The sequence below is a fragment of the Streptomyces sp. NPDC046860 genome, from assembly GCF_040645115.1.
GTDB lineage: Bacteria > Actinomycetota > Actinomycetes > Streptomycetales > Streptomycetaceae > Streptomyces.
This window is the reverse complement of the sequence record NZ_JBEYXQ010000009.1, coordinates 218,365-242,434: the sequence shown is the minus strand read 5'-3', so window position 1 is coordinate 242,434 and position 24,070 is coordinate 218,365. Positions and strand designations below refer to the sequence as shown.

General features: G+C 71.3%; 21 protein-coding genes. 2 read left to right on the top strand and 19 right to left on the bottom strand.

Going from position 1 to position 24,070, the window contains the following annotated elements:
- Positions 1–31: 31 nt before the first annotated feature.
- The 16 genes from ABZ898_RS16205 to ABZ898_RS16130 form a co-directional block, all read right to left on the bottom strand.
- Positions 32–1,138, bottom strand: a complete 1,107-nt coding sequence (locus tag ABZ898_RS16205; RefSeq protein WP_361658322.1) for an aminopeptidase P family protein — start codon at positions 1,136–1,138, stop codon at positions 32–34.
- 70 nt (positions 1,139–1,208) lie between these two features.
- Positions 1,209–2,087 carry a Pro-rich N-terminal domain-containing protein gene (locus ABZ898_RS16200; RefSeq protein ID WP_361658319.1) on the bottom strand — a complete coding sequence of 293 codons (879 nt, stop codon included), beginning with the start codon at positions 2,085–2,087 and terminating at the stop codon, positions 1,209–1,211.
- 164 nt (positions 2,088–2,251) lie between these two features.
- Entirely contained in the window at positions 2,252–3,343 is a 1,092-nt protein-coding gene (aroB, locus tag ABZ898_RS16195; RefSeq protein WP_361658316.1) for a 3-dehydroquinate synthase, read from the bottom strand.
- Positions 3,340–3,858, bottom strand: coding sequence for a shikimate kinase (locus tag ABZ898_RS16190; RefSeq protein WP_361658313.1), 519 nt, complete (start codon positions 3,856–3,858; stop codon positions 3,340–3,342). Before ABZ898_RS16190 ends, aroB begins: the two co-directional genes overlap by 4 nt.
- A complete protein-coding gene (aroC, locus tag ABZ898_RS16185; protein WP_361658310.1) occupies positions 3,855–5,039 on the bottom strand; it encodes a chorismate synthase in 1,185 nt (394 codons plus the stop codon). The genes ABZ898_RS16190 and aroC overlap by 4 nt, the downstream gene beginning before the upstream one ends.
- Positions 5,040–5,240: 201 nt before the next feature.
- Positions 5,241–6,080 (bottom strand): shikimate dehydrogenase, encoded by an 840-nt coding sequence (locus ABZ898_RS16180; protein ID WP_361658308.1) that lies wholly within the window; start codon positions 6,078–6,080, stop codon positions 5,241–5,243.
- Complete coding sequence (gene mltG, locus ABZ898_RS16175) at positions 6,061–7,740, bottom strand: endolytic transglycosylase MltG (RefSeq protein ID WP_361658305.1); 1,680 nt, start codon at positions 7,738–7,740, stop codon at positions 6,061–6,063. Before mltG ends, ABZ898_RS16180 begins: the two co-directional genes overlap by 20 nt.
- A 123-nt stretch (positions 7,741–7,863) precedes the next feature.
- On the bottom strand, positions 7,864–8,328 hold the full coding sequence (gene ruvX / locus ABZ898_RS16170; RefSeq protein WP_361658302.1) for a Holliday junction resolvase RuvX: 465 nt from the start codon (positions 8,326–8,328) through the stop codon (positions 7,864–7,866).
- A 10-nt stretch (positions 8,329–8,338) separates the two neighbouring features.
- On the bottom strand, positions 8,339–11,011 hold the full coding sequence (gene alaS, locus ABZ898_RS16165) for an alanine--tRNA ligase (protein ID WP_361658299.1): 2,673 nt from the start codon (positions 11,009–11,011) through the stop codon (positions 8,339–8,341).
- The gene (locus ABZ898_RS16160) at positions 11,011–11,358 is read right to left on the bottom strand and encodes a hypothetical protein (protein ID WP_361658296.1); all 348 of its coding nucleotides are present in this window, start codon (positions 11,356–11,358) and stop codon (positions 11,011–11,013) included. Before ABZ898_RS16160 ends, alaS begins: the two co-directional genes overlap by 1 nt.
- 8 nt (positions 11,359–11,366) lie before the next feature.
- Entirely contained in the window at positions 11,367–11,801 is a 435-nt protein-coding gene (locus tag ABZ898_RS16155; RefSeq protein WP_361658421.1) for a DUF948 domain-containing protein, read from the bottom strand.
- Positions 11,802–11,994: 193 nt separating this feature from the next.
- Entirely contained in the window at positions 11,995–12,609 is a 615-nt protein-coding gene (gene rpsD / locus ABZ898_RS16150) for a 30S ribosomal protein S4 (RefSeq protein ID WP_018549020.1), read from the bottom strand.
- Positions 12,610–12,952: 343 nt separating this feature from the next.
- The gene (locus ABZ898_RS16145) at positions 12,953–14,311 is read right to left on the bottom strand and encodes a replication-associated recombination protein A (protein ID WP_361658293.1); all 1,359 of its coding nucleotides are present in this window, start codon (positions 14,309–14,311) and stop codon (positions 12,953–12,955) included.
- A gap of 41 nt (positions 14,312–14,352) precedes the next feature.
- The gene (locus ABZ898_RS16140) at positions 14,353–15,003 is read right to left on the bottom strand and encodes a vitamin K epoxide reductase family protein (protein WP_361658290.1); all 651 of its coding nucleotides are present in this window, start codon (positions 15,001–15,003) and stop codon (positions 14,353–14,355) included.
- 221 nt (positions 15,004–15,224) lie between these two features.
- Complete coding sequence (gene hisS, locus ABZ898_RS16135) at positions 15,225–16,484, bottom strand: histidine--tRNA ligase (protein ID WP_361658287.1); 1,260 nt, start codon at positions 16,482–16,484, stop codon at positions 15,225–15,227.
- A gap of 13 nt (positions 16,485–16,497) precedes the next feature.
- Positions 16,498–17,205 carry an MBL fold metallo-hydrolase gene (locus ABZ898_RS16130; protein WP_361658284.1) on the bottom strand — a complete coding sequence of 236 codons (708 nt, stop codon included), beginning with the start codon at positions 17,203–17,205 and terminating at the stop codon, positions 16,498–16,500.
- 180 nt (positions 17,206–17,385) lie between these two features.
- On the opposite strand from ABZ898_RS16130, the gene ABZ898_RS16125 reads away from it, so the two are divergent.
- Positions 17,386–18,204: a peptidylprolyl isomerase gene (locus ABZ898_RS16125; protein WP_361658281.1), complete on the top strand. Its 819-nt coding sequence runs from the start codon at positions 17,386–17,388 to the stop codon at positions 18,202–18,204.
- Positions 18,205–18,373: 169 nt separating this feature from the next.
- Complete coding sequence (locus tag ABZ898_RS16120; RefSeq protein WP_361658278.1) at positions 18,374–19,603, top strand: DUF349 domain-containing protein; 1,230 nt, start codon at positions 18,374–18,376, stop codon at positions 19,601–19,603.
- Between the two features lie 74 nt (positions 19,604–19,677).
- On the opposite strand, the gene ABZ898_RS16115 is transcribed toward ABZ898_RS16120, so the two are convergent.
- The 3 genes from ABZ898_RS16115 to secF form a co-directional block, all read right to left on the bottom strand.
- Positions 19,678–22,191: a RelA/SpoT family protein gene (locus tag ABZ898_RS16115; protein ID WP_361658275.1), complete on the bottom strand. Its 2,514-nt coding sequence runs from the start codon at positions 22,189–22,191 to the stop codon at positions 19,678–19,680.
- A gap of 232 nt (positions 22,192–22,423) precedes the next feature.
- Positions 22,424–22,963 (bottom strand): adenine phosphoribosyltransferase, encoded by a 540-nt coding sequence (locus ABZ898_RS16110; protein ID WP_361658272.1) that lies wholly within the window; start codon positions 22,961–22,963, stop codon positions 22,424–22,426.
- Positions 22,960–24,069, bottom strand: coding sequence for a protein translocase subunit SecF (gene secF, locus ABZ898_RS16105; RefSeq protein ID WP_361658269.1), 1,110 nt, complete (start codon positions 24,067–24,069; stop codon positions 22,960–22,962). The genes ABZ898_RS16110 and secF overlap by 4 nt, the downstream gene beginning before the upstream one ends.
- Between the last annotated feature and the right edge of the window lies 1 nt (position 24,070).

Sequence of the window (24,070 nt, the reverse complement as noted above, 5' to 3'; positions counted from 1 at the left end):
ACTGACGTACGACCCCGGCGCGCGCCTCTGGCTACAGGGCGAGCAGTTCCTTGGTCGTGATGGTGAGTAGCTCGGGACCGCCGTCCGCCTCGGGGCGGACGACGAGCGTGTCATCGATCCGGACTCCGCCCCGGCCCGGAAGGTGGACCCCCGGCTCGACGGTGACCGGCACGCAAGCGTCAAGTTTACCCATGGCCGCGGGGGCCAGCTGCGGGTCCTCGTCGATTTCGAGCCCGACGCCGTGTCCGGTGACCGGCTGGAGGGCCGCGCCGTACCCGGCGGAGTCCAGCACCTGGCGCGCGGCGCGGTCCACGTCGCGGCAGGCGGCGCCCGGATGGAGGGCCTCGCGCCCGGCGCGCTGGGCGGCGAAGACCAGGTCGTACAGCTCGATCTGCCAGTCGGCGGGCGAGGTGCCGATGACGAAGGTACGGCCGATCTCGCAGCGGTAGCCGCGGTAGGCGGCGCCGAGGCAGACGGAGAGGAAGTCGCCCTCCTCCACCCGGCGGTCGGTGGGCCGGTGGCCCGGGCGGCCGGAGTTGGGGCCGGTGGCCACCGAGGTCGGGAAGGCGGGCCCTTCCGCGCCGTGGTCGACCAGGCGGCGCTCCAGCTCCAGCGCGAGATGCCGCTCGGTGCGGCCGACCAGGATGGACTCCAGCAGTTCGCCGAGGGCCTGGTCGGCGATCTCGGCGCCGATGCGCAGGCAGGAGATCTCCTCCTCGTCCTTGACCAGCCGGAGCTGCTCGACCGCCGTGCCGAGCCCCGCGAGCCGCACCCCGGGCGCGACGGAGTCGAGGGCGCGGTACCGGGCGACGGTGAGGTGGTGCTCCTCCACGGCGAGGGCGTCGCTGCCCTGGCTCCCGGCGAGGCCCGCCGCGGCGACGGCGGGGTCGCGGCCCGGCGTGGACAGCACGTGCAGCACCAGGGACTCGTCGGGGCGCCCGTCGACCGGCCGGTCCTCCGGCGGGACGGGGCACACCAACTGGTCCTCGTGCCTGCCGAGCAGCAGGACGGCACCTTGGGGCGCGGCTCCCGCCAGGTAGCGCACATTGGCGGGGCGGGAGATGAGCGCTGCCGCGGTACCGGCCGCGTTGCAGCGTTCCCTCAGCCGGGATCGGCGGGTCGCGTACACCTCTGACATGAGACGAGCGTAGAAGTTGTGCCCGGTTTGTGCCGGTTGGCGGGGGCCGAGTGGGCGGCACCCCGCTCCGCTACCAGTTCGGCGGGCTGGCGATCGCGCGGGCCAGCACCTCGTCCAGCACCCGCGCGGTGCCGGGCACGTCGAGCTGGGAGTTGTCGATGATGGGCAGCCCGGAGCCGTACCAGCCGGCCATGCGGCCGTGGATGCGGGCCACCTCCTCGTCGGTGAGGCGGCGGTTGCCCGAGCGTTCGGCGTTGCGTTCCAGGACGATGTCCAGGCCCGGCAGCAGCACCACCGGGAGCAGGCCGGGGCCCACATGGCGCTTCCAGCCGCCGAGTCCGACGACCGGGCGGTCGGGGAAGACCGCGTCGTCGAGGATGCAGGAGATCCCGTTGGCCAGGAAGTTGCGCGCGGCGAAGCCGCAGGTGCGGCGGGCCAGGCGGTACTGGGCCTCGGAGTGGTCGTTCCACCCGGTCTGGGGGTCGGCGAAGCCGGAGCGGACCCACTCGCGCACGTCGTCCAGGCTGATGTGGGCGGTGGGCACCCGGCGATGGTCCGCCCAGAACTTGGCCACGCTGGTCTTGCCCGCGCCCGCCGGGCCGATCAGCAGCACGGCGAGGGTGGTCGCGGAGGCGTCGGGCGCGGTCATGGCGGGCGCCCCGACGGGGCCGCCGGGCGGCAGCGTCACATGCCCGGACACGTCCGGCGCGGACGGCGCCAGGGGGTGGTGCGGAACCGGGTGCTGAGGGACCGGGGCCTGCGGGGGCGGGCCCTGCGGAGCCGGCGGCGTGGGCGGAGCGGGCGGGACGGGGCCCGCGCCGGAGAATCCCGGCGGCGGGGGTGGGACGGCCGGACCCTGCGGCGCTCCCGCGGCCGGCGCCCAGCCGATGTGCGGCCCGTGCCCCGGCTGGTGGGGCGGCGGCAGCGGAGACCCCACTGCGTGCTGCATCCGTTGCCACTCCATCTCGTACACACACTCGGCGCCGGAAGGCGGGTACGGAGCCCGCACCCTACCGAACGGTACCGCCCCCGGCCGTCCTTTGGTGAACGGCAGGGGGCGGTGCGAAGTGCCCGCCCCACGTGGGGAATCGGGCACACCAGACGGTACGGGACCTACTGCCCGACCTCGCCGTACGCGGCGAGGAGCACGGCCGGGTCGGGGCCCTCCAGCACGGTCGGCCGGGCGAGGCCGTCCAGGACGATGAAGCGCAGCATGTCGCCGCGGGACTTCTTGTCGACCTTCATCGCCTCCACCAGCCGGGGCCACTGGTCGTGGCGGTAGTGCAGCGGCAGGCCCACCGACTCCAGGATCGCGCGGTGCCGGTCGGCGGTGGCGTCGTCCAGCCGGCCCGCCAGCCGGCCCAGTTCGGCGGCGAAGTGCATGCCGACGGCGACGGCCGCGCCGTGCCGCCACTTGTACCGCTCGTTCTTCTCGATGGCGTGGCCGAGGGTGTGGCCGTAGTTGAGGATCTCCCGGCGGCCGGACTCCTTGAGGTCGGAGGAGACCACGTCGGCCTTGACCCGGATCGACCGCTCCAGCAGCTCGGCGGTGTGCGGTCCCGCCGGGGTGCGGGCGGCCTCCGGGTCGGACTCGATCAGGTCGAGGATCACCGGGTCGGCGATGAAGCCGGCCTTGATGACCTCCGCCAGCCCGGAGACGTAGTCGTTGACCGGGAGGGAGTCCAGCGCGGCCAGGTCGCACAGGACGCCGGCCGGCGGGTGGAAGGAGCCGACGAGGTTCTTGCCCTCGGCGGTGTTAATGCCGGTCTTGCCGCCGACCGCCGCGTCCACCATGGCCAGCACGGTGGTGGGGACGGCGATCCAGCGCACCCCGCGCAGCCAGGTCGCCGCGACGAACCCGGCCAGGTCGGTGGTGGCGCCGCCGCCGACGCCCACGACCACGTCGGTGCGGGTGAAGCCGGACTGGCCGAGCGCCTTCCAGCAGTAGGCGGCGACCTCGGCGGTCTTCGCCTCCTCGGCGTTCGGCACCTGGATGGCGACCGCCTCGTAGCCCTGCTCGGCCAGGTCGGCGCGGAGCGCGTCCCCGGTCTCGGCGAGGGCCTCGGGGTGGATGACGGCGACCCGCTTGGCCTTCGGACCGATCAGTCCGGCCAGCTCACCGAGCAACTGGCGGCCCACCAGGACCTCGTAGGGCTCGGTGCCCGCCGTGCCCGCGATCTGGATGCGGGTGACTGCCTCGCTCATGCTTCCTTCAACTCCAGTGCGTCCAGGACGGCTCGGGCGACGTCCGCGGGAGCGCGCCCGTCGGTCGCCACGACGGCGGTGGCGACCTCCTCGTACAGATGGCGGCGGGCCTCCATCAGCGTGCGCCACTGCTGGCGCGGATTGACGGCGAGCAGCGGCCGGGCGGCGTTCAGCCCGGTGCGGCGCACCGCCTCCTCGACATCCATCGACAGGTAGACGACCCGCTGGGCGGTGAGCAGCGCCCGGGTGTCCGCGTCGAGGACGGCGCCGCCGCCCAGGGCGAGGACGCCCGTGTGCCCGGTGACGGCGGCGGCCACCGCGCGCTTCTCCAGCACGCGGAAGGCGTCCTCGCCGTCGTCCACGAAGATCTCGGCGATGGTGCGGCCCTGCTGGGCCACGATGTCGTCGTCGGTGTCCCGGAAGGCCGCGTCCAGCCGTTCGGCCAGCAGCCGCCCGACGGTGGACTTGCCCACCCCCATCGGCCCCACCAGGACGACCACGGGGCCGGCGCTCATCCGATCGCCAGGTTGTCGAGGTAGGAGCGGACGTTGCGGCGGGTCTCGGCGACGCTGTCGCCGCCGAACTTCTCCGCGACCGCGTCCGCGAGGACCAGGGCCACCATCGCCTCGGCCACGATGCCGGCGGCCGGCACCGCGCACACGTCGGAACGCTGGTGGTGGGCCTGCGCGGCCTCGCCGGTCGCCACGTCCACCGTGGCCAGCGCGCGCGGCACGGTGGCGATCGGCTTCATGGCGGCGCGCACCCGCAGCAGCTCGCCGGTGGTCAGCCCGCCCTCGGTGCCGCCGGAGCGGCCGGTGGCGCGCTTGATGCCCTCGGGGGTGGTGAGGATCTCGTCGTGCGCCTTCGAGCCGGGCACCCGCGCCAGGTCGAAGCCGTCGCCGACCTCGACGCCCTTGATCGCCTGGATGCCCATGAGGGCGGCGGCGAGCCGGGCGTCCAGCCTGCGGTCCCAGTGGACGTGCGAGCCGAGGCCCACGGGGACGCCGTAGGCCAGCACCTCGACCACACCGCCGAGGGTGTCGCCGTCCTTGTGGGCCTGGTCGATCTCCGCGACCATCGCCTTGGACGCGTCGGCGTCCAGGCAGCGCACCGGGTCCTCGTCGAGCCGCTCGACGTCGGCCGGGGTCGGGTAGACGCCGTAGGGCGCCTTGGCGGAGGCCAGCTCCACGACGTGGCTGACGATCTCGATGCCGGCGGTCTCCTTCAGGTACGACCGCGCCACCGCGCCGAGCGCGACCCGCGCCGCCGTCTCCCGCGCGGAGGCCCGCTCCAGGATCGGCCGGGCCTCGTCGAAGCCGTACTTCTGCATGCCGGCGAGGTCGGCGTGACCGGGACGCGGGCGGGTCAGCTTGGCGTTGCGCGCGAGGCCGGCCAGCACCTCCTCGTCCACCGGGTCGGCCGCCATGACCTGCTCCCACTTGGGCCACTCGGTGTTGCCCACCATGACCGCCACCGGGGAGCCGAGGGTGAGCCCGTGCCGCACCCCGCCGAGGAACGTGATCTCGTCACGCTCGAACTTCATCCGCGCGCCGCGTCCATAGCCGAGCCGCCGCCGCGCGAGATGATCCGCCACCATCTCCGTGGTGATCGGCACACCGGCGGGAAGACCCTCCAGCGTCGCGACGAGTGCGGGACCGTGGGACTCCCCCGCGGTCAGCCAACGCAGCCTGCTCAACGTTGCTCCTCAGTTTTCGCGCCCACCACTGCCCCGCGCACGCGTCGTCCGCGTGTACGGCGGCGGCCCGGCCGGGTGCGCGATCCCGGCCCGCCACCTCCGATCCTCCCACGCCGTGCCCGGTATCCGGGCCTCGGTCCGGATACCGGGACCCGGGTGCGGGGCCGGGCGACGGGGGCCCCGTGGGCTCCCGGCGGGCTCTCAGCGGGCGGCGAGGGCCTTCTCGCCCGCGCGCCGCATGGCCTCCAGCGGGGCCGGGGCGCGGCCGGTCATCCGCTCCACCTGGAGCACGGCCTGGTGGACGAGCAGGTCCAGGCCGCCGACCACGGCCCCGCCGAACATGGACCAGCGGGCGGCCAGCTCGGTGGGCCAGGGGTCGTAGAGCACGTCGAAGAGGGTGGCCGGGCGTTCGGGCACGGCGGAGGCGAGGGCGTCCGCGGTCCCGGCGGGCGTGGTGGCGATCACCAGGGGCGCCCGCAGGGCCTCGGCGGCGTCCGCCCAGTCGGCGGTGCGGACCTCCACGTCGAGCCGCTCGCCCCACTCCAGCATCTCGGCGGCGCGGGCGGCGCTGCGGACGTAGACGACCACCTCGCCCGCGCAGACCCGGGACAGCGCGGCGAGCGCGGAGGAGGCGGTGGCCCCGGCGCCGAGGATCGCGGCGGACTCCACCTCCTCGATGCCGTGCTCGCGCAGCGCGGCCACCATGCCGGGGATGTCGGTGTTGTCGCCGACTTTGCGGCCGTCCTCGGTGAACACCACCGTGTTGACCGCGTCCACGGACGCGGCCGTCACGCTCACCTCGTCCAGCAGCGGCATGACCGCCCGCTTGAGCGGCATGGTCAGCGACAGCCCCGCCCACTCGGGACCGAGCCCCTCGAAGAAGGCCGGCAGCCCCGCCTCGTCGACCTCGAACCGGTCGTACGACCAGTCGGCGAGCCCGAGTTCGGCGTAAGCGGCCCGGTGCAGCACCGGGGAGAGCGAGTGGGCGATGGGCTTGCCGAGCACGGCGGCCCGGCGCGCGTCAGTTGCCCGAGTTGGCATTGAACTTGTCCTTGAGCTTCTCGAACTCCGCGTTGGTCCGCGCGAATTCGGTCTTGTTCATACCGTCCGTCGCCACGAAGTACATCCAGCCCTCGCGCGTCGGGGACAGGGCCGCGTTGAGCGCCTCGTCACCCGGGTTCCCGATCGGGCCGGGCGGCAGACCCTTGTTGGTGTACGTGTTGTAAGGGCTGCGGTCGCCGTTGATCTCCGTCTCGGAGATGTGGATGTTGCTGGCGCCCTTGAGGTAGTTGTACGTCGAGTCGAACTGCAGGAGCCGGTTCGTCTCGGTGTTGTCCGGCTTGAGACGGTTGTAGACCACTTCCGCCATCTTGCGGAAGTCGTCGTGCGTCTTGCCCTCCGCCTGCACCAGGCTGGCCGTGGTGAGGAGCTCCCAAGGCGACTCCAGGCCGAGCCCGGACGCCTTCTTCTCCAGACCGAGGGTGGAGTAGCGCTCGTTGGCCCGCTGCACCATGGACTTCAGGACGTCCTCGGGCTTCTGGTCCTTGCCGATCGCGTAGCTGGACGGGAAGAGGAAGCCCTCCAGCGGGTCCTTCAGACCGGGGTGGTTGAGCGCCCAGGCGGGCAGGCCGAGGGACTTGTACTCCGTCTTGGCCACCTTCTGGGTGGTGCCGTTCGGCAGCTTCATCCGCTTGTCGATCAGCGCGTAGACGGCCACGTTGCGCGTGCCCTCGGCGATGATCAGGTTGTTGCGGCTCTTCGGGCTGAGCATCAGTTCGACCGCGCTCGCGGCCGACATGTGCTTCTGCAGGATGTAGACGCCGTCCTGGAGGGCTTTCGCCTTCGGGTTCGCCGCCTGGGCGGAGACGAAGGCGTCCACGCTCTCGACGACGCCCGCCTCCTTGAGCTTGTTGCCGATGTCGTAGCCGCCGGCGCCCTTGGGGATCTCGACCGTCACGGTCTGGCCGTTGCCGCTGCCCGCGTAGTCCGGGGCCGGGGCGAAACGATCCTGGTAGAACTGGTAGCCGAAGTACGCGACACCGCCGAGGCCCCCGCCGAAGACCACGACGACCAGCATCAGGGCGCAGCCGGTGCGCCCCTTCTTGTTCTTGACGGGCTTGCGGCCCTTGCCGCGCCGCTCGGTGCGCGGCTCCCGGCCGTCGGCCTCGGGGTCGGCGTCGTCGTCCCCGGCGGGCAGGGGGTGCTCCTCGGGCTCCGCCTGGGGGTCCCAGCCGGCCTCCGGCTCCGGCTCGGGGTGCCGGCGACCGGGGGGCTGGGGCGGCGGGTAGGCGTCCTCGGTGCCGTACAGGTCGGGCTGTTCGGCCCCGTAGGCGGCGGGCTGCTGCCCGTAGGGGTCGCCCGGATCGGCGGCGTAGGGCACATGGCCGTGGGTACCCGTCGCGTCCCAGCCGCCCTGGTGCTGCTGGTGGTGCTGGTGGTGCTGACCGGTCTGCTGGGGATCGAAGTGCTGCTGGCCCTGCCCGTCGTACTGCGGGTACTGCTGGCCGCCGTAGCCCTGGTGCTGACCCTGCTGGCCCTGCTGCCAGTCGCCGTAACCCTGGTGCTGCGGATGCTGCGGCTGGCCGCCGTACGGGTGCTGCTGGCCCGCGTGGGCCTGCTGCGCTCCCCATCCGCCGTCCCCGTACAACGGGTCCTCCGGATGCCACGGTTCGGTGCCTGGGCCCCGGCCATACTCAGTCATCGATCCCCTACGAGCCGCGAGGCCGACGGTCGCCCGGCTCCAGGACCGGCTTCCGTTCCGCCTCTTGCTGTGCGGCGGCTGTTCGAACACCGCCGCATCGCGCGGAACGTTACCGCACTGCGATCAGATGACCACTTCGACGCCCTCACCGGGTGCCGCGCCTGACACCCGTTCGGATTCGAGGGCCTGCTGCAGGATGATGACCGCGGCCGCCTGGTCGATGACGGAACGGCCCTTCTTGGACTTCACGCCCGAGGCCCGCAGTCCCTGACTGGCCGTCACCGTGGTCATCCGCTCGTCCACCAGCCTGACCGGCACGGGCGCGATGCCGCGTGCCAGCTCCTGGGTGAACGCGCGCACCTTGACCGCCGCCGGGCCCTCGCCCCCCTTGAGGGAGCGAGGGAGCCCGACGACGACCTCGATCGGTTCGTACTCCTCGACCAGCTGCCGCAGTCTGCGGTGCGCGGCCGGGATGTCACGTCCGGGAACCGTCTCCACCGGGGTGGCCAGGATCCCGTCGGGGTCGCACGAGGCGACCCCGATCCGGGCGTCCCCGACGTCGATGGCGAGGCGGCGTCCTCTTCGCATGCCGCCCGGCCTACTTCGCCGTGTCGGCGACGAGGCGCTCGACGGCCTCGACGGCCTCGCCGACGGCCGCCGGGTTCTGGCCGCCGCCCTGGGCGACGTCCGGCTTGCCGCCACCGCCGCCGCCGAGGGTCTTGGCGGCGGTGCGGACCAGCTCACCGGCCTTGAGACCGCGCTCGCGGGCCGCGTCGTTGGTGGCGATGACGGTGAGCGGCTTGCCGTTGTTCACGGTGAACAGGGCGACCACGGCGGCCCGGCCGCCCTGGATGCGGCCGCGCACGTCGAGCACCAGCCTGCGCAGGTCGTCCGGGGTGGTGCCGTCCGGGACCTGACCGGTGACGACGGCCACGCCGCGCACGTCCTTGGCGGACTCGGCGAGACCGGCGGCGGCCTGGAGGACCTTCTCCGCGCGGAACCTGTCGATCTCCTTCTCGGCGTCCTTCAGCTTGCCGAGCATCGCGGAGACCTTCTCCGGCAGCTCCTCCGAGCGGCCCTTCAGCAGCTCGGTGAGCTGGTTGACGACCGTGTGCTCGCGGGCGAGGAAGTTGTAGGCGTCGACGCCGACGAGGGCCTCGATACGGCGCACACCGGAGCCGATGGAGGACTCGCCGAGCAGCTTCACCAGACCGAGCTGGGCGGTGTTGTGCACGTGGGTGCCGCCGCACAGCTCCTTGGAGAAGTCGCCGATGGTGACGACGCGGACCCGCTCGCCGTACTTCTCGCCGAACTCGGCGATGGCGCCCTGCTTGCGGGCCTCGTCGATGCCCATGACCTCGGCGTGCACGTCGAGGTCGTGCGAGAGCACCTCGTTGATCTTCTGCTCGACGTCGGTCATCACGGCCGTCGGGACGGCGGAGGGCGAGCCGAAGTCGAAGCGGAAGCGGCCGGGCTGGTTCTCGGAACCGGCCTGGGCGGCCGTCGGGCCGAGGGCGTCGCGCAGGGCCTGGTGGGTCAGGTGGGTGGCGGAGTGGGCGCGGGCGATGGCCTTGCGGCGCAGCCGGTCGATCGACGCCTGGGCCTTGGCGCCCACGGTGACCTCGCCGACCTGGACGACGCCCTTGTGGACGTACACGCCGGGCACGGGCTTCTGGGTGTCGCGGATCTCGATCACGGCACCGGTGTCGGCCTTGATGCGGCCGGTGTCGCCGATCTGGCCGCCGCCCTCGGCGTAGAACGGGGTGCGGTCCAGGACGATCTCGACCTCGTCGCCCTCGGTGGCGACCGGGGAGGAGACGCCGTCGACGAGGATGCCGACGATCGTGGTCTCGCCCTCGGTGTCGGCGTACCCGATGAAGTCGGTGGCACCGGCCCGGTCGGCGATCTCGCGGTAGGCGCCCATGTCGGCATGCCCGGTCTTCTTGGCCTGGGCGTCGGCCTTGGCGCGCTCGCGCTGCTCCCGCATCAGGCGGCGGAAGCCGTCCTCGTCCACGGCGAGGCCCTGCTCGGCGGCCATCTCCAGGGTGAGGTCGATCGGGAAGCCCCAGGTGTCGTGGAGCAGGAACGCCTTGTCGCCGGAGAGGACGCTGCCGCCGGACTGCTTGGTCTCGGTGACGGCGGTGTCGAGGATGTTGGTGCCGGCCTTCAGCGTCTTGAGGAAGGCGGCCTCCTCGGCGAGGGCGACCTTCTCGATGCGCTCGCGGTCGGTGATCAGCTCGGGGTACTGCTGGCCCATCATCGCGATCACGGTGTCGACCAGGTCCTTGACGACCGGACCGGTGGCGCCGAGCAGACGCATGTTGCGGATGGCGCGGCGCATGATGCGGCGCAGCACGTAGCCGCGGCCCTCGTTGCCCGGGGTGACGCCGTCGCCGATGAGCATCACGGAGGTGCGCATGTGGTCGGTGACCACGCGCAGGGAGACGTCCGACTGCTGGGCGGCGCCGTACTCGACGCCGGTCAGCTCGGTGGCCTTCTTGATGACGGCCATCGAGGTGTCGATCTCGTACATGTTCTGCACGCCCTGCAGAATCATGGCGAGGCGCTCCAGGCCGAGGCCCGTGTCGATGTTCTGGCTCGGCAGGTCCCCGAGGATCTCGAAGTTGTCCTTGCCGATGCCCTCGCCCCGCTCGTACTGCATGAAGACGAGGTTCCAGATCTCGACGTACCGCTCGTCGTTGACGGCGGGGCCGCCCTCGACGCCGAACTCGGGGCCGCGGTCGTAGTTGATCTCGGAGCAGGGGCCGCAGGGGCCGGGGACGCCCATGGACCAGTAGTTGTCCTTCATGCCCAGGCGCTGGATGCGCTCCTTGGGCACGCCGACGACGTCGTGCCAGATGCGCTCGGCCTCGTCGTCGTCCTTGTAGACGGTGATCCACAGACGCTCGGGGTCGAGGCCGTAACCGCCCTTGTCCTGGTCGCCGGTGAGCAGCTCCCAGGCGTACTTGATGGCGCCTTCCTTGAAGTAGTCGCCGAAGGAGAAGTTGCCGCACATCTGGAAGAACGTGCCGTGGCGGGTGGTCTTGCCGACCTCTTCGATGTCCGGCGTGCGCACGCACTTCTGCACGCTGGTGGCGCGGTCGAAGGGGGGCTTGACCTCACCCAGGAAGTAGGGCTTGAAGGGCACCATGCCGGCGGGGACGAGGAGCAGAGTCGGGTCGTCCGCGATGAGCGACGCCGAAGGGACGACGGTGTGCCCGCGCTCCTCGAAGAAGCTCAGCCAGCGGCGGCGAATCTCGGCCGACTCCATCAGTGGTCCTCATTCCGGTTGTACGAGTACGTCGTGTTCTCGATGTACTTCACTGTGCTGCGGTTGTTCTCGATGGCGGTCACCCGCCGGGGCTCGGGCAGTTCGGGGCTCTCGTGGATGCCGAGCGCCTCCCCCAGCTCCGCCTCACGCTGGACCATGTTGTCGCGGACGTCGAGCGCGAACCCGACCGCGGCGTCCTTGAGGCGGTGCCCGGTCTCCAGGGCCTTGTTGGCCGCGGTGGCGGCGAGGCTCTCCGGCGTGAGCTGCTTGAGCTTGCGGTTGACCTTGGTGGTGGCCCAGACACCGGCGGCGACACCCGTGCTGAACCAGAACGTACGGCGGAACATCGCGGTCCTCAGTCCTTCTTTCGCTTGCCCCGCCGTGCGGCCGGGACCGTCCGGCCCACGATCACCGTGCGTCGCGGTGCCTTCGCGGGCGTGGCCTCGTCACGGCCGCCGAGCGCGCGGCGGACGCCGTAGCCGAAGGCGGCCACCTTGACCAATGGGCCGCCGAAGGTGGAGGCGACGGTGGAGGAGAGCGCGGAGGCGTTCGACGTCACCTCCTGGACGTCGGAGGCGATCGCGTCGACGCGTTCGATCTGGGTCTGCGCCGAGCGCACCGCCGTGGACGCGTCCGCGAGCAGCGGGACGGCCTGGTCGGTCACGTCCGCCACGAGCTTGGTGGTCGCCTTGAGCGTCTGGGCCAGCCTCGCGAGCGCTACGGCGAGGAAGGAGACCAGAATCGCCCAGAAGACGGCCACCAGAATCCCGGCAACCTCTCCACCGGACACTGTGCGCACCAGCTCCCTGAAACGTGCTTGGGCATCGGAAAAGTCGTGTCACCGAGCCTATCGCGCCGGTGGCGGGGCTCCGTACCCGATTACCCGGCCCCGCGCCGCGGGGTCCGGGAACGCGCGAGCCCGCCGTCCCGCCCGCCGGGGAGGCGGGGGGACGGCGGGCCGTGGTGCTGCGCCGGGGCTGGGATCAGCGGGCGTAGTACTCGACGACGAGCTGCTCGTCGCAGATCACCGGGATCTCCTTGCGGTTCGGCTCACGGTCCAGGCGGAACGCCAGGGCCTTGAGGTTCACCTGGAGGTAACGCGGGGTCTCACCGTCGGCGGCGAAGCCACCCTCACGCGCGACCTGGAAGAGCGTCTTGTCCTTGGAGCGGTCGCGGACCTGCACGACGTCGTCCGGACGGACACGGAAGGACGGCTTGTCGACCTTCTGGCCGTTGACCTGGATGTGGCCGTGGACGACCATCTGGCGGGCCTGGTAGATCGTGCGGGCGATGCCCGAACGCAGGACCAGCGCGTCGAGGCGGCGCTCGAGCTCGATGATCAGGGCCTCACCGGTCTTGCCCTGGACCTTGGCGGCACGCTCGTAGGCGCGGACGAGCTGACGCTCGGACACGTCGTACTGCGCGCGCAGACGCTGCTTCTCGAGCAGACGGACCTTGTAGTCCGAGTTCTGCTTGCGGCCGCGGCCGTGCTCGCCCGGCGGGTAGGGGCGGGCCTCGAAGTACTTGACGGCCTTCGGGGTCAGCGCGATGCCGAGGGCACGCGACTTCTTGACCTTGGGACGGGACTGGTTCGCCATGGAACCGACACCTCGTTCTTCTTATGCGAATACGGCTTCACCAGGGTTAGGGGAGGTCGCATCCGCAGCCGGGGAGACCCTCCTGGTCCGCTGGGCGGTCCGGGCGGGCAGCCGTTCCCTGGTCTGGGCACATACGTGCAGCACGCGAGTGGCCCACCGGCCTGGCCCGGGATTCCGGGAGGTGGTGGGCTGCCCGCGACACCTTCGACGGTGCGCGACGCTCCTGGAGAACCCCGCCCTGGGGCCGGACTCTCCGGCTGGATGTCCCGCTCTGGTGAGCCGTTCCCCCGGTCACGAGGGCCCGGACACGGGACTCAGCACTTCGAGGCAGTCTACAGGGCGCTCAGGACCGCTTTCGACCGAGGTGCTTCCTCGTCCATTCGACCGCGTCCGCGTACCGCGCCTCGGCGCCGTGCCGGGTCGGGGTGTAGTACTCGCGGTCCTTGAGGGCGTCCGGGGCGTACTGCTGGGCGGCGATGCCGTCGCTCTGGTTGTGCGGGTAGACGTAGCCCTTGGCGTGGCCCAGCTTCTTGGCGCCCTGGTAGTGGCCGTCCCGCAGGTGGGCCGGGACCGGGCCCGCGAGGCCCTTGCGCACGTCGGCCATGGCCTCGCCGATCGCGGTGGTCGCGGAATTGGACTTGGGTGCGAGCGCCAGGGCGATGGTGGCGTGGCTGAGGGTGAGGGACGCCTCGGGGAACCCGATCATGGCGACGGCCTGGGCGGCTGCCACGGCGATGGGCAGGGCGCCCGGGTCGGCGACGCCGATGTCCTCGCTGGCGGAGATCATCAGGCGCCGGGCGATGAAGCGGGGGTCCTCGCCGGCCTCGATCATCCGGGCCAGGTAGTGCAGGGCCGCGTCCACGTCGGAGCCCCGGATGGACTTGATGAGGGCGCTGGCCACGTCGTAGTGCTGGTCGCCGTCGCGGTCGTACTTGACGGCGGCGCGGTCGACGGTCTCCTCCAGCGTCGTCAGGCCGATCTCGGTCTCGCCCTTGTCGAGGGCGGCGCCCGCGGCGGCCTCCAGGACGGTCAGGGCCCGCCGGGCGTCGCCGCCGGCGACCCGCAGGATGTGTTCCTCGGCCTCACCGGGCAGGGTGAGCGCCCCGCCGAGCCCGCGCTCGTCGGTGAGGCTGCGGCGCACCAGGTCGCGCACGTCGTCGTCGGTGAGCGGTTCGAGGGTGAGGAGCAGGGAGCGGGAGAGCAGCGGGGAGATGACGGAGAAGTACGGGTTCTCGGTGGTCGCCGCGATCAGGGTGACCCAGCGGTTCTCCACGGCCGGGAGCAGGGAGTCCTGCTGGGCCTTGCTGAAGCGGTGGATCTCGTCCAGGAAGAGGACGGTCTCCTTGCCGAAGCCGCCGGTGGCCCGGCGGGCGCCGTCGATGACCGCGCGGACCTCCTTGACGCCGGCGCTGATGGCGCTCAGCTCCACGAACCGCTGGTCGGTCGCCCTGGAGACCACGTGGGCGAGGGTGGTCTTGCCGGTGCCGGGCGGGCCCCACAGGACGACCGAGGAGGGTCCGGCGGGACCCCGGCCGCCGCTCTCGCCGACCAGGCGGCGCAAAGGGGAGCCGGGCTTCAGCAGATGCCGCTGACCCACCACCTCGTCCAGGGTGCGCGGGCGCATGCGGGCGGCGAGGGGGCTGCCCGCGGGGTCCTTCTCCTGGCGTTCTTCTGCTGCGGCGGTGAACAGGTCGGCTTCCACGCTGAAACCCTAGAACACGCCACTGACAACCGGCCCGGCCGTCAGCTCGTCCAGAAGCTCCACCAGCGGGTCAGGATCAGCATGCCGATGATCCCGACGTGCAGCACGGGCAGAACCCAGGTGAACTCGCCGAAGAACGACTTCAGCGGGCGCGGGGCGGGCAGGAAGCCCTGTCGCACGTTGAAGGAGGTGACATACCAGAACATGATGATCGTGGCGACCCAGGCCAGGGAGCACCACAGGCACAGGGCGTTGATCCGGTACAGGGACTGGAACTGGAGCCAGGTGCAGAAGGCGACGCCGAAGAGCGTGCCGGCGTTGAAGGTCAGCCAGTACCAGCGGGGGTAGCGGGCGCGGGCGAGCAGGCTCACACCGACGCAGATCACGATGCCGTAGGCGACCAGGCCCAGCATGGGGTTGGGGAAGCCGAAGGCGGCGGCCTGCTTGCTCTCCATGACGCTGCCGCAGGAGACCACCGGGTTGAGGCTGCATCCGGGGGTGAAGGTCTTGCCCTCGACCTTGGCCTCGAGGAGCTTGAACTTGTCGATCGTGATGACCCAGGCGGCGAGCAGTCCGGCCGCACCGGTGATCATCAGCATCAGGGCGAAGGCGCGGCTGCCGCCCTCGGCACGAGCCGTGCCGCGAGTGCGCTCGGGCTCCGCGGAGACGTCGTTGACTGTCGTCTTGCTCATCACGCCGGTTTCCGTCACTCGATAGGTCGGGCCTGCTTCGGGCATCGGTCATTGTGCCGCACAGGTGCCCCCGCGCACCGTTCGCTGGGGATAAGTGCGAAGCGGGCCGGGCACGCTGCCTCCATTTTCGGCCGTTTCCGGTCGCGCGGCAGCACAGGCGATCGAACGGTGACGGGCCGGACGGCTGTACGTCCGGCCCGTCACCGTTCGGTGTCCGCGGGTCAGAACCGGGACTGGATCTCCGCCACGACCTCGTCGATGCCGACCGCCGTCTGCTCGCCGGACTCCATGTCCTTGAGCTGGACGGAACCCTCGGCGAGATCACGCTCGCCGAGCACCAGCGCGTACCGGGCACCGGAGCGGTTGGCGGCCTTCATCGCGGCCTTCAGACCCTTGCCGCCGTAGGCGAAGTCCGCCGCGACGCCGACCTTGCGCAGCTCGGTGACCTTGGCGAACAGCACCCGGCGGGCCTCCTCGCCGAGCGGGACGGCGAAGACGCTGGTGGTGGCGGGCAGGTCCAGCTCCACGCCCTCGGCCTCCAGGGCGAGGACGGTGCGGTCGACGCCGAGCGCCCAGCCGACGGAGGGCAGCGCGGGGCCGCCGATCATCTCGGACAGGCCGTCGTACCGGCCGCCGCCGCCGACGGCGGACTGGGAGCCGAGGCCGTCGTGGACGAACTCGAAGGTGGTGCGGGTGTAGTAGTCCAGGCCGCGGACCAGCCGGGGGTCGTCCTCGAAGGCGACGCCCGCCGCGGTGACCAGCTCGCGGACCTCCTCGTGGTACGCCTTGCAGGCGTCGCACAGGTAGTCGCGCAGCAGGGGCGCGCCGGTGAGCTGCTTCTGGACCGACTCGCGCTTGTCGTCCAGGACGCGCAGCGGGTTGATCTCGGCGCGGCGCAGGGTGTCCTCGTCGAGGTCGAGTCCGCGCAGGAAGTCCTGGAGCGCGGCCCGGTACACCGGACGGCATTCCTTGTCGCCCAGGCTGTTGAGCAGGATGCGGAACTCGCGCAGGCCCAGCGAGCGGTACGCCTGGTCGGCCAGGATGATCAGCTCGGCGTCGAGCGCGGGGTCCTCGGCGCCGATCGCCTCGGCGCCGACCTGGGAGAAGTGCCGGTAACGGCCCTTCTGCGGGCGCTCGTAGCGGTAGTAGGAGCCGGAGTACCAGAGCTTGACCGGGAGGTTGCCCGCCTTGTGCAGGCTGGCCTCCAGGGCGGCGCGCAGGACGGAGGCGGTGCCTTCGGGGCGCAGGGCGAGGCGGTCGCCGCCCTTGGTCTCGAAGGCGTACATCTCCTTGGTGACGATGTCGGTGGACTCGCCGACACCGCGCGCGAACAGCTCGACGTTCTCGAAGCCGGGGGTCTCGATGTAGCCGTACCCGGAGTCGCGCAGGGGGGCCGCGATGGCCTCACGGACGGCGAGGTACTTGGCGGACTGCGGCGGGATCAGGTCGTACGTGCCCTTGGGGGCCTTGAAGGTGCTCACGGAAGTTCTCTCGTCACATTCCTCGTCGGGGAGCCGGGTCGGTTCCCTGGCCGGCGGCCACCTGCCGCAGATAGGGGTTGGTGGCGCGTTCCCGGCCGATGGTGGTCTGGGGGCCGTGGCCGGACAGCACCACGGTGGAGTCGTCGAGCGGCAGGCACACGCGTGCCAGCGACCCGAGCATGTCCTCCATCGATCCGCCCGGCAGGTCGGTGCGTCCCACGGAGCCGGCGAACAGCAGATCCCCGGAGAAGAAGACCGACGGGATGTCGGCGTTCTCGGGCATCGCGAACGTCACCGACCCCTTGGTATGGCCCGGCGCGTGGGCGACGGAGAACTCCATCCCGGCGAGCTGGAGCGCGGCCCCGTCGGTCAGCTCGCGGACGTCGTCCGGCTCCCCCACGGTCAGTTCGCCCATGAGCGGCATGCCGATGGACCGGCCGAGCGCCTTCTCGGGGTCGCTGAGCATGTAGCGGTCGTCGGGGTGGATCCAGGCGGGCACGCCGTGCGCGCCGCAGACCGGGACGACGGAGGCGACGTGGTCGATGTGGCCGTGGGTGAGGACGACGGCGGCGGGCTTGAGGCGATGCTTCTTCAGCGCTTCCTCGACGCCGGGGGCGGCCTGATGGCCGGGGTCGATGATCACGCACTCCTCACCGGCGGCGGGGGCGACGAGATAACAGTTCGTCCCCCAGGCCCCGGCGGGGAACCCGGCAATGAGCACGATCGTCCTTCGTTGTGTCGGTACGGGAGGGCTCGCGCGCGGGCGGCCCGTGGACCCAGAGCCTACCGGCGCTGCCGTTTCCTCAGCGAACCCATATACGGTACGGGGCTACACGCGCCTGTCGGATCACAGGACCCACGCGTACCGGTCGGCACACGACACGCATGAGGAGAGAACCCGGTGGTCAGCCAGGAGCAGCGACGGCGTCAGCTCGCACGGGAGAAGTTCTTGCGGCAGCAGCAGCGGCGCACGGACTCGCGACGCAAGGCGCGCATGCGCAACTCGGTGATCGCGTCGGTGCTCGGCGTGATCGTGATCGGCAGTGTCGCGCTGTACACGACGGGCGTGATGAAGGGCGACGACAAGAAGGTGGACGCCGCCGGGTCGTCGCCGAGCGCGAGCCCGAGCCCGAGCAAGGTCGCGGACCCCTGCGAGAAGCCGGCCAAGGGCTCGGTGAAGAAGCAGCAGTGGAAGAAGGAGCCGGCGATGTCGATCGACACGTCGGCCGACTACACGATGAAGCTGGACACCACCTGCGGTGACATCGGCGTGGCCCTGAAGACGGCGGCCCCGCACACGGTGAACTCCTTCGCGTTCCTCGCGGACAAGGGCTTCTTCGACCACACCAAGTGCCACCGGCTGACCACGAACGGGATCTACGTCCTGCAGTGCGGCGACCCCACGGGCACCGGCACGGGCGGGCCGGGCTACACGATCCCGGACGAGAATCTGAAGGACAAGAGCCTCAAGAAGAACACGTACCCGGCGGGCACGGTGGCCATGGCCAACACCGGGCAGCCGCACACCGGCGGCAGCCAGTTCTTCCTGGTCTACAAGGACAGCCCGCTGCCTCCGCAGTACAGCCCCTTCGGCACGATCGACAAGGCCGGGCTGAAGGTGCTCGACAAGATCGCGAAGGCGGGCGACAGCACCGGCCAGGGCGACGGCGCCCCGAACGCGACGGTCGTCATCGACAAGGCGACGGTCACGAAGTCCTGACGCGGTCCGCCGGGTTCCGGTCCGCGTCCGCGGGCCGGTCGCCTGCGGAATTGGGTGCCGCTGGATGCGGACAGGCCACCCGATGGTCGCCTATGTTGGCGATGACGAAACTGTGGACGATGCCAGGGGGCCGGGAGGCTCCCCGCAGGCATCATGTGGAGGAGGCGCTGTGAGCAGCGACCCGTGGGGCCGCGTCGACGAGACGGGGACCGTGTACGTGCGTACGGCCGATGGCGAGCAGGTCGTCGGATCGTGGGCGGCCGGCTCCCCCGAGGAGGCGCTTGCCTACTTCGAGCGCAAGTACGAGGGCCTGGTTGTCGAGATCGGCCTCCTCGAGAAGCGTGTGCAGACCACCGATCTGTCCGCGAAGGACGCCCAGACCGCGATCGGACACATCCGCGAGCAGGTGGACGCCCACCACGCGGTCGGTGACCTGGACGCGCTGCGGACCCGCCTGGACAAGCTCGTCCAGAAGGTCGAGTCGCGTCGCGAGGAGCGCAAGGCGCAGCGGGCCCGGCAGTCCGACGAGGCCCGCAAGGCCAAGGAGGAGCTGGTCGCGGAGGCGGAGCAGCTCGCCGCGTCCGACCAGTGGCGGGTGGCCGGTGAGCGCCTGCGCGCCCTGGTGGACACCTGGAAGGGGCTGCCCCGTCTCGACCGCAAGTCCGACGACGAGCTGTGGCACCGCTTCTCGCACGCCCGCTCGGCGTTCTCCAAGCGCCGCAAGGCGCACTTCGCGCAGCTGGACTCGCAGCGCGAGGAGGCCCGGCGCGTGAAGGAGCGGCTGGTCGCGGAGGCCGAGGCGCTGTCCGGTTCGACGGACTGGGGCGCCACGGCGGCCCGGTACCGCGAGCTGATGGCGGACTGGAAGGCCGCGGGCCGCGCCCAGCGCGAGCACGAGGACGACCTGTGGAACCGCTTCCGCGGCGCCCAGGACGTGTTCTTCGCCGCGCGCAGCGGTGTGTTCGCCGAGCGGGACGCGGAGCAGGCGGAGAACCTGAAGCTGAAGGAGGTGCTGGCCGAGGAGGCCGAGCAGATCCTCCCGGTGCGGGACCTGAAGGCCGCGCGTGCCGCCTTCCGCTCGGTCAACGAGCGGTGGGAGGCCATCGGCCATGTGCCGCGGGACGCCCGGGGCAAGGTCGAGGGCCGGATGCACGCGGTCGAGCGCGCGATCCAGGAGGCCGAGGAGGCCGAGTGGCGCCGGACCAACCCGGAGGCACGCGCGCGTGCCGCGGGTCTGACCGGTCAGCTCCAGGCCGCCGTGGACAAGCTCCGCGGCCAGGCCGAGCAGGCGCGCGCCCAGGGCAACAACTCCCGCGCCGACAAGCTGGAGCGTGAGCTGGAGGGCCGTCAGGCGCTGCTGGACCAGGCGCTGAAGGGCCTGGAGGAGTTCGGGGGCTGAGACCCCGGCTCCGGCCACCGCATACGCCGAGGGGCTCCGTACACACCGTACGGAGCCCCTCGGCGTATGTGCCGCTAGCCCCGGTTGCGGGCCGAGGTGACGCGGTAGACGTCGTAGACGCCCTCCACGCCCCGGACGGCCTTCAGGACGTGGCCGAGGTGCTTGGGGTCGCCCATCTCGAAGGTGAAGCGGGAGGTGGCGACCCGGTCGCGGGAGGTCTGCACGGCCGCGGACAGGATGTTGACGTGCTGGTCGGACAGGACCCGGGTGACGTCGGAGAGCAGCCGGGAGCGGTCCAGCGCCTCGACCTGGATGGCGACCAGGAAGACCGAGGACTGGGTCGGCGCCCACTCGACGTCGAGGATGCGCTCCGGCTCCCGCGACAGCGACTCCACGTTGACGCAGTCGCTGCGGTGCACCGAGACGCCGCTGCCCCGCGTGACGAAGCCGATGATCGGGTCGCCGGGGACCGGGGTGCAGCAGCGGGCCAGCTTGACCCACACGTCGTCGACGCCCTTGACGACCACACCGGGGTCGGAGCTGGAGCGGCGCTTGCGGCTGCGGCGCGTCGGCGGGACCGGCTCCTCGATCTCCTCGGTGGCCGCCTCCTCGCCGCCCAGCGCCTGGACCAGCTTCTGCACGATGTTCTGCGCGGAGACATGGCCCTCGCCGATCGCCGCGTACAGCGCGGAGATGTCGGAGTACCGCATCTCGTGCGCGAGCGTGACCAGGGAGTCGCCGGTCAGGATGCGCTGGATCGGAAGGTTCTGCTTGCGCATGGCACGGACGATCGCGTCCTTGCCCTGCTCGATCGCCTCGTCGCGGCGCTCCTTGGAGAACCAGCCGCGGATCTTGTTGCGGGCGCGCGGCGACTTGACGAAGCCCAGCCAGTCGCGGGACGGCCCGGCGCCGGGCGCCTTGGAGGTGAAGACCTCCACGAGGTCGCCGTTGTCCAGGGTGGACTCCAGCGGGACCAGGCGCCCGTTGACGCGTGCCCCTATGGTCCGGTGGCCGACCTCGGTGTGCACGGCGTAGGCGAAGTCGACCGGTGTGGCACCGGCCGGGAGCGCTATGACGTCGCCCTTGGGCGTGAAGACGAAGACCTCGTTGCGGGAGAGGTCGAAGCGCAGGGACTCCAGGAACTCGCCGGGGTCCTCGGTCTCCTTCTGCCAGTCCAGCAGCTGGCGCAGCCACGCCATGTCGTTGAGGTGGTCGTCCTTGCCCTTGCCGGACGACTTGGGCGCGTCGGTGCGCACCTTGGAGGCGCCGGCGACGGCCTCCTGCTTGTACTTCCAGTGCGCGGCGATGCCGTACTCGGCGCGGCGGTGCATGTCGAAGGTGCGGATCTGCAGCTCGACCGGCTTGCCGTTGGGTCCGATGACCGTCGTGTGCAGCGACTGGTACATGTTGAACTTCGGCATCGCGATGTAGTCCTTGAACCGGCCGGGGACCGGGTTCCATCGCGCGTGGATCGTGCCGAGCGCCGCGTAGCAGTCCCGGACGGTCTCCACCAGGACGCGGATGCCGACCAGGTCGTAGATCTCCGCGAAGTCACGGCCACGGACGATCATCTTCTGGTAGACGCTGTAGTAGTGCTTGGGGCGCCCGGTGACGGTCGCCTTGATGCGGGCGGCGCGCAGGTCGGCCTGCACCTCGTCGGTGACTATGGCCAGGTACTCGTCGCGCTTGGGGGCGCGCTCGGCGACCAGCCGAACGATCTCGTCGTACATCTTGGGGTAGAGGATCGCGAAGGCGAGGTCCTCCAGTTCCCACTTGATGGTGTTCATGCCCAGGCGGTGGGCGAGCGGCGCGTAGATCTCCAGGGTCTCGCGCGCCTTCTTCTCCTGCTTCTCGCGCTTGAGGTAGCGCATGGTGCGCATGTTGTGCAGGCGGTCGGCGAGCTTGATGACCAGGACGCGGGGGTCCTTGGCCATGGCGACGACCATCTTGCGCACGGTCTCGGCCTGCGCCGCCTCGCCGAACTTGACCTTGTCCAGCTTGGTGACGCCGTCCACGAGCAGCGCGACCACGTCGCCGAAGTCCCGGCGCAGGTCGTCCAGGCCGTACTCGGTGTCCTCGACGGTGTCGTGCAGCAGCCCGGCCATCAGGGTCGCCGGGTCCATGCCCAGCTCGGCCAGGATGGTGGTGACGGCGAGCGGGTGCGTGATGTACGGGTCGCCGCTCTTGCGCTTCTGGCCGCGGTGCCAGCGCTCGGCGACCTGGTAGGCGCGCTCGATCTGGCGGAGCGTCGCGTTCTCGATCTTGGGGTCGTTGCTGCGCACTATCCGCAGCAGCGGCTCCAGCACCGGGTTGTACGGGTTGGCGCGCTGCACGCCGAGGCGGGCCAGGCGGGCGCGGACGCGGTTGGAGGAGCCGGAGCGGGGCGCGGTCTGGCCTGCCGCCGGGCGCACCGGGGCCGGCTTGGGGCGCGCGGTGTCGGCGGTCTTCTCCACCGGCGCCGACTGGGCGTGCTCGACCGAGCCGTGCCGGTCGTTCTTCGCGTCGGACGCGTTCGGCGCGGGCTTCACCGCGGGCGCGGAGGCGGACTCCGGCTTTGCGGCGGTCAGTGGCTGGGCCTCGTCTGGCAAGAGGACTCCTAGTGCGCGATCCGGGTCCCCCGGTCAGGCTCCGGAAACCCCATGGTAGCGATCCCGTGCCCCGCCATCGTCTTCAGGCCGGGGGGAGAGCGGTCCACCAGGGGAACGCGTGGGGCGGGTGGTGGATTCCGGGAAGGCGGGGCGGAACGCGGAACGGCCGCGAGCACCGGCCGGGGCGAAGCCCCCGGCGCGCTCGCGGCCGCTCACGGTCCGTTCCGCTCCGTCACACCTGGAGCAGCGCCTCCAGGGGCGCGCCGTTCAGGGCGGACTCCAGACGGGCGCGGCCTTCGAGGAAGCCCAGCTCCATGAGGACGGCGACACCGGAGACCTGCGCGCCGGCCCGCTCGATCAGCTTGATCGCGGCCTCGGCGGTGCCGCCGGTGGCGAGCACGTCGTCCACGATGAACACGCGGTCGCCGTCGGACAGGTCCTCGGCGTGCACCTCGATCTCGGCGGAGCCGTACTCCAGGTCGTACGCCTGGCGCAGGGTCGCCCCGGGGAGCTTGCCGGCCTTGCGGACGGGGATGAAGCCGAGGCCCGCGCGGACGGCGACGGGCGCGCCCAGGATGAAGCCGCGCGCCTCCAGGCCGACGATCTTGGTCGCCCCGGTGTTGGCGGCGAGCTCCGCGAGGTTGTCGGTGAGGGCCGTGAACGCGGCGGGGTCGGCCAGGAGCGGGGTGATGTCCTTGAACATCACGCCCGGCTCCGGGTAGTCGGCCACGTCGCGGATACGGCTGAGCAGCAGCTCCTGGATGGAGGTCATCGGCGCTTTCCAGAGGGTCGGCCGCGGCCCCGGTTGCGGGGCGCGGACTGGTCGCGCGGGCCCACCACGGAGGGCGCCGCGTCGTCGGACGGTTCTCCGGTGGCGGACCGGGACTCCCCGTGGGCCTCTCCGGCCGCGGCCTGGGCACGCTTGGCCAGGACCCGCTTCCTGAGGGCCTTCATAGCCGGCTCGCGCTCCTTGAGGTCGGCGACGAGCGGCGTGGCGATGAAGATCGAGGAGTACGCGCCGGCCGCGAGGCCGACGAACAGCGACAGGGAGATGTCGTTGAGGGTGCCCGCTCCGAGGAAACCGCCGCCGATGAACAGCAGGCCCGCCACCGGGAGCAGTGCGACCACCGTGGTGTTGATGGAGCGCACCAGGGTGCTGTTGATCGAGTGGTTGGCGATGTCGCTGTAGGTGAAGCGGGTCTGCTTGGTGATGTCCTTGGTCTGTTCCTTGAGGCTGTCGAAGACCACGACCGTGTCGTAGAGCGAGTAGCCGAGGATGGTCAGCAGACCGATGACCGTGCCGGGCGTGACCTCGAAGCCGACGAGGGCGTAGATGCCGACGGTGATGGTGATGTCGTGGATCAGCGCGACGAGGGCCGCGACGGCCATGCGCCACTCGAAGGCGATCGCCAGGTAGATCACCACGAGCACCATGAAGATCGCCAGGCCCTGCCAGGCCTTGTTGGCGATCTGCTCGCCCCAGCTCGGGCCGACCAGGTCGGCGTTGAGCCGCTCGGAGTCGATCTTGAGGTCGTCGGCGAGGGTCTGCTTGATCTCGTCCGACCTGCCGGTGTCGATCCCGGCGATCTGGATGCGCAGGCTGCCGTTGCCGAGCTTCTGCACGACCGCCTCGTGACCGGAGGCTTCCTGGGCGTACTCCTCGACCTGGGCGACCGAGGCGCTCATCTTGGTCGGGGTGGTGAAGACGGCGCCGCCCTGGAAGTCGATGCCCATGTTCAGCCCGCGCACCGCCAGGCCGAGGATGGCCGTGATGGTGATCAGGATGGAGACGCCGTACCAGATCTTGCGCTTGCCGATGAAGTCGTAGCTGACCTCACCACGGTGCAGCCGCGCGCCGAGGTTACCGAGTTTCGACATC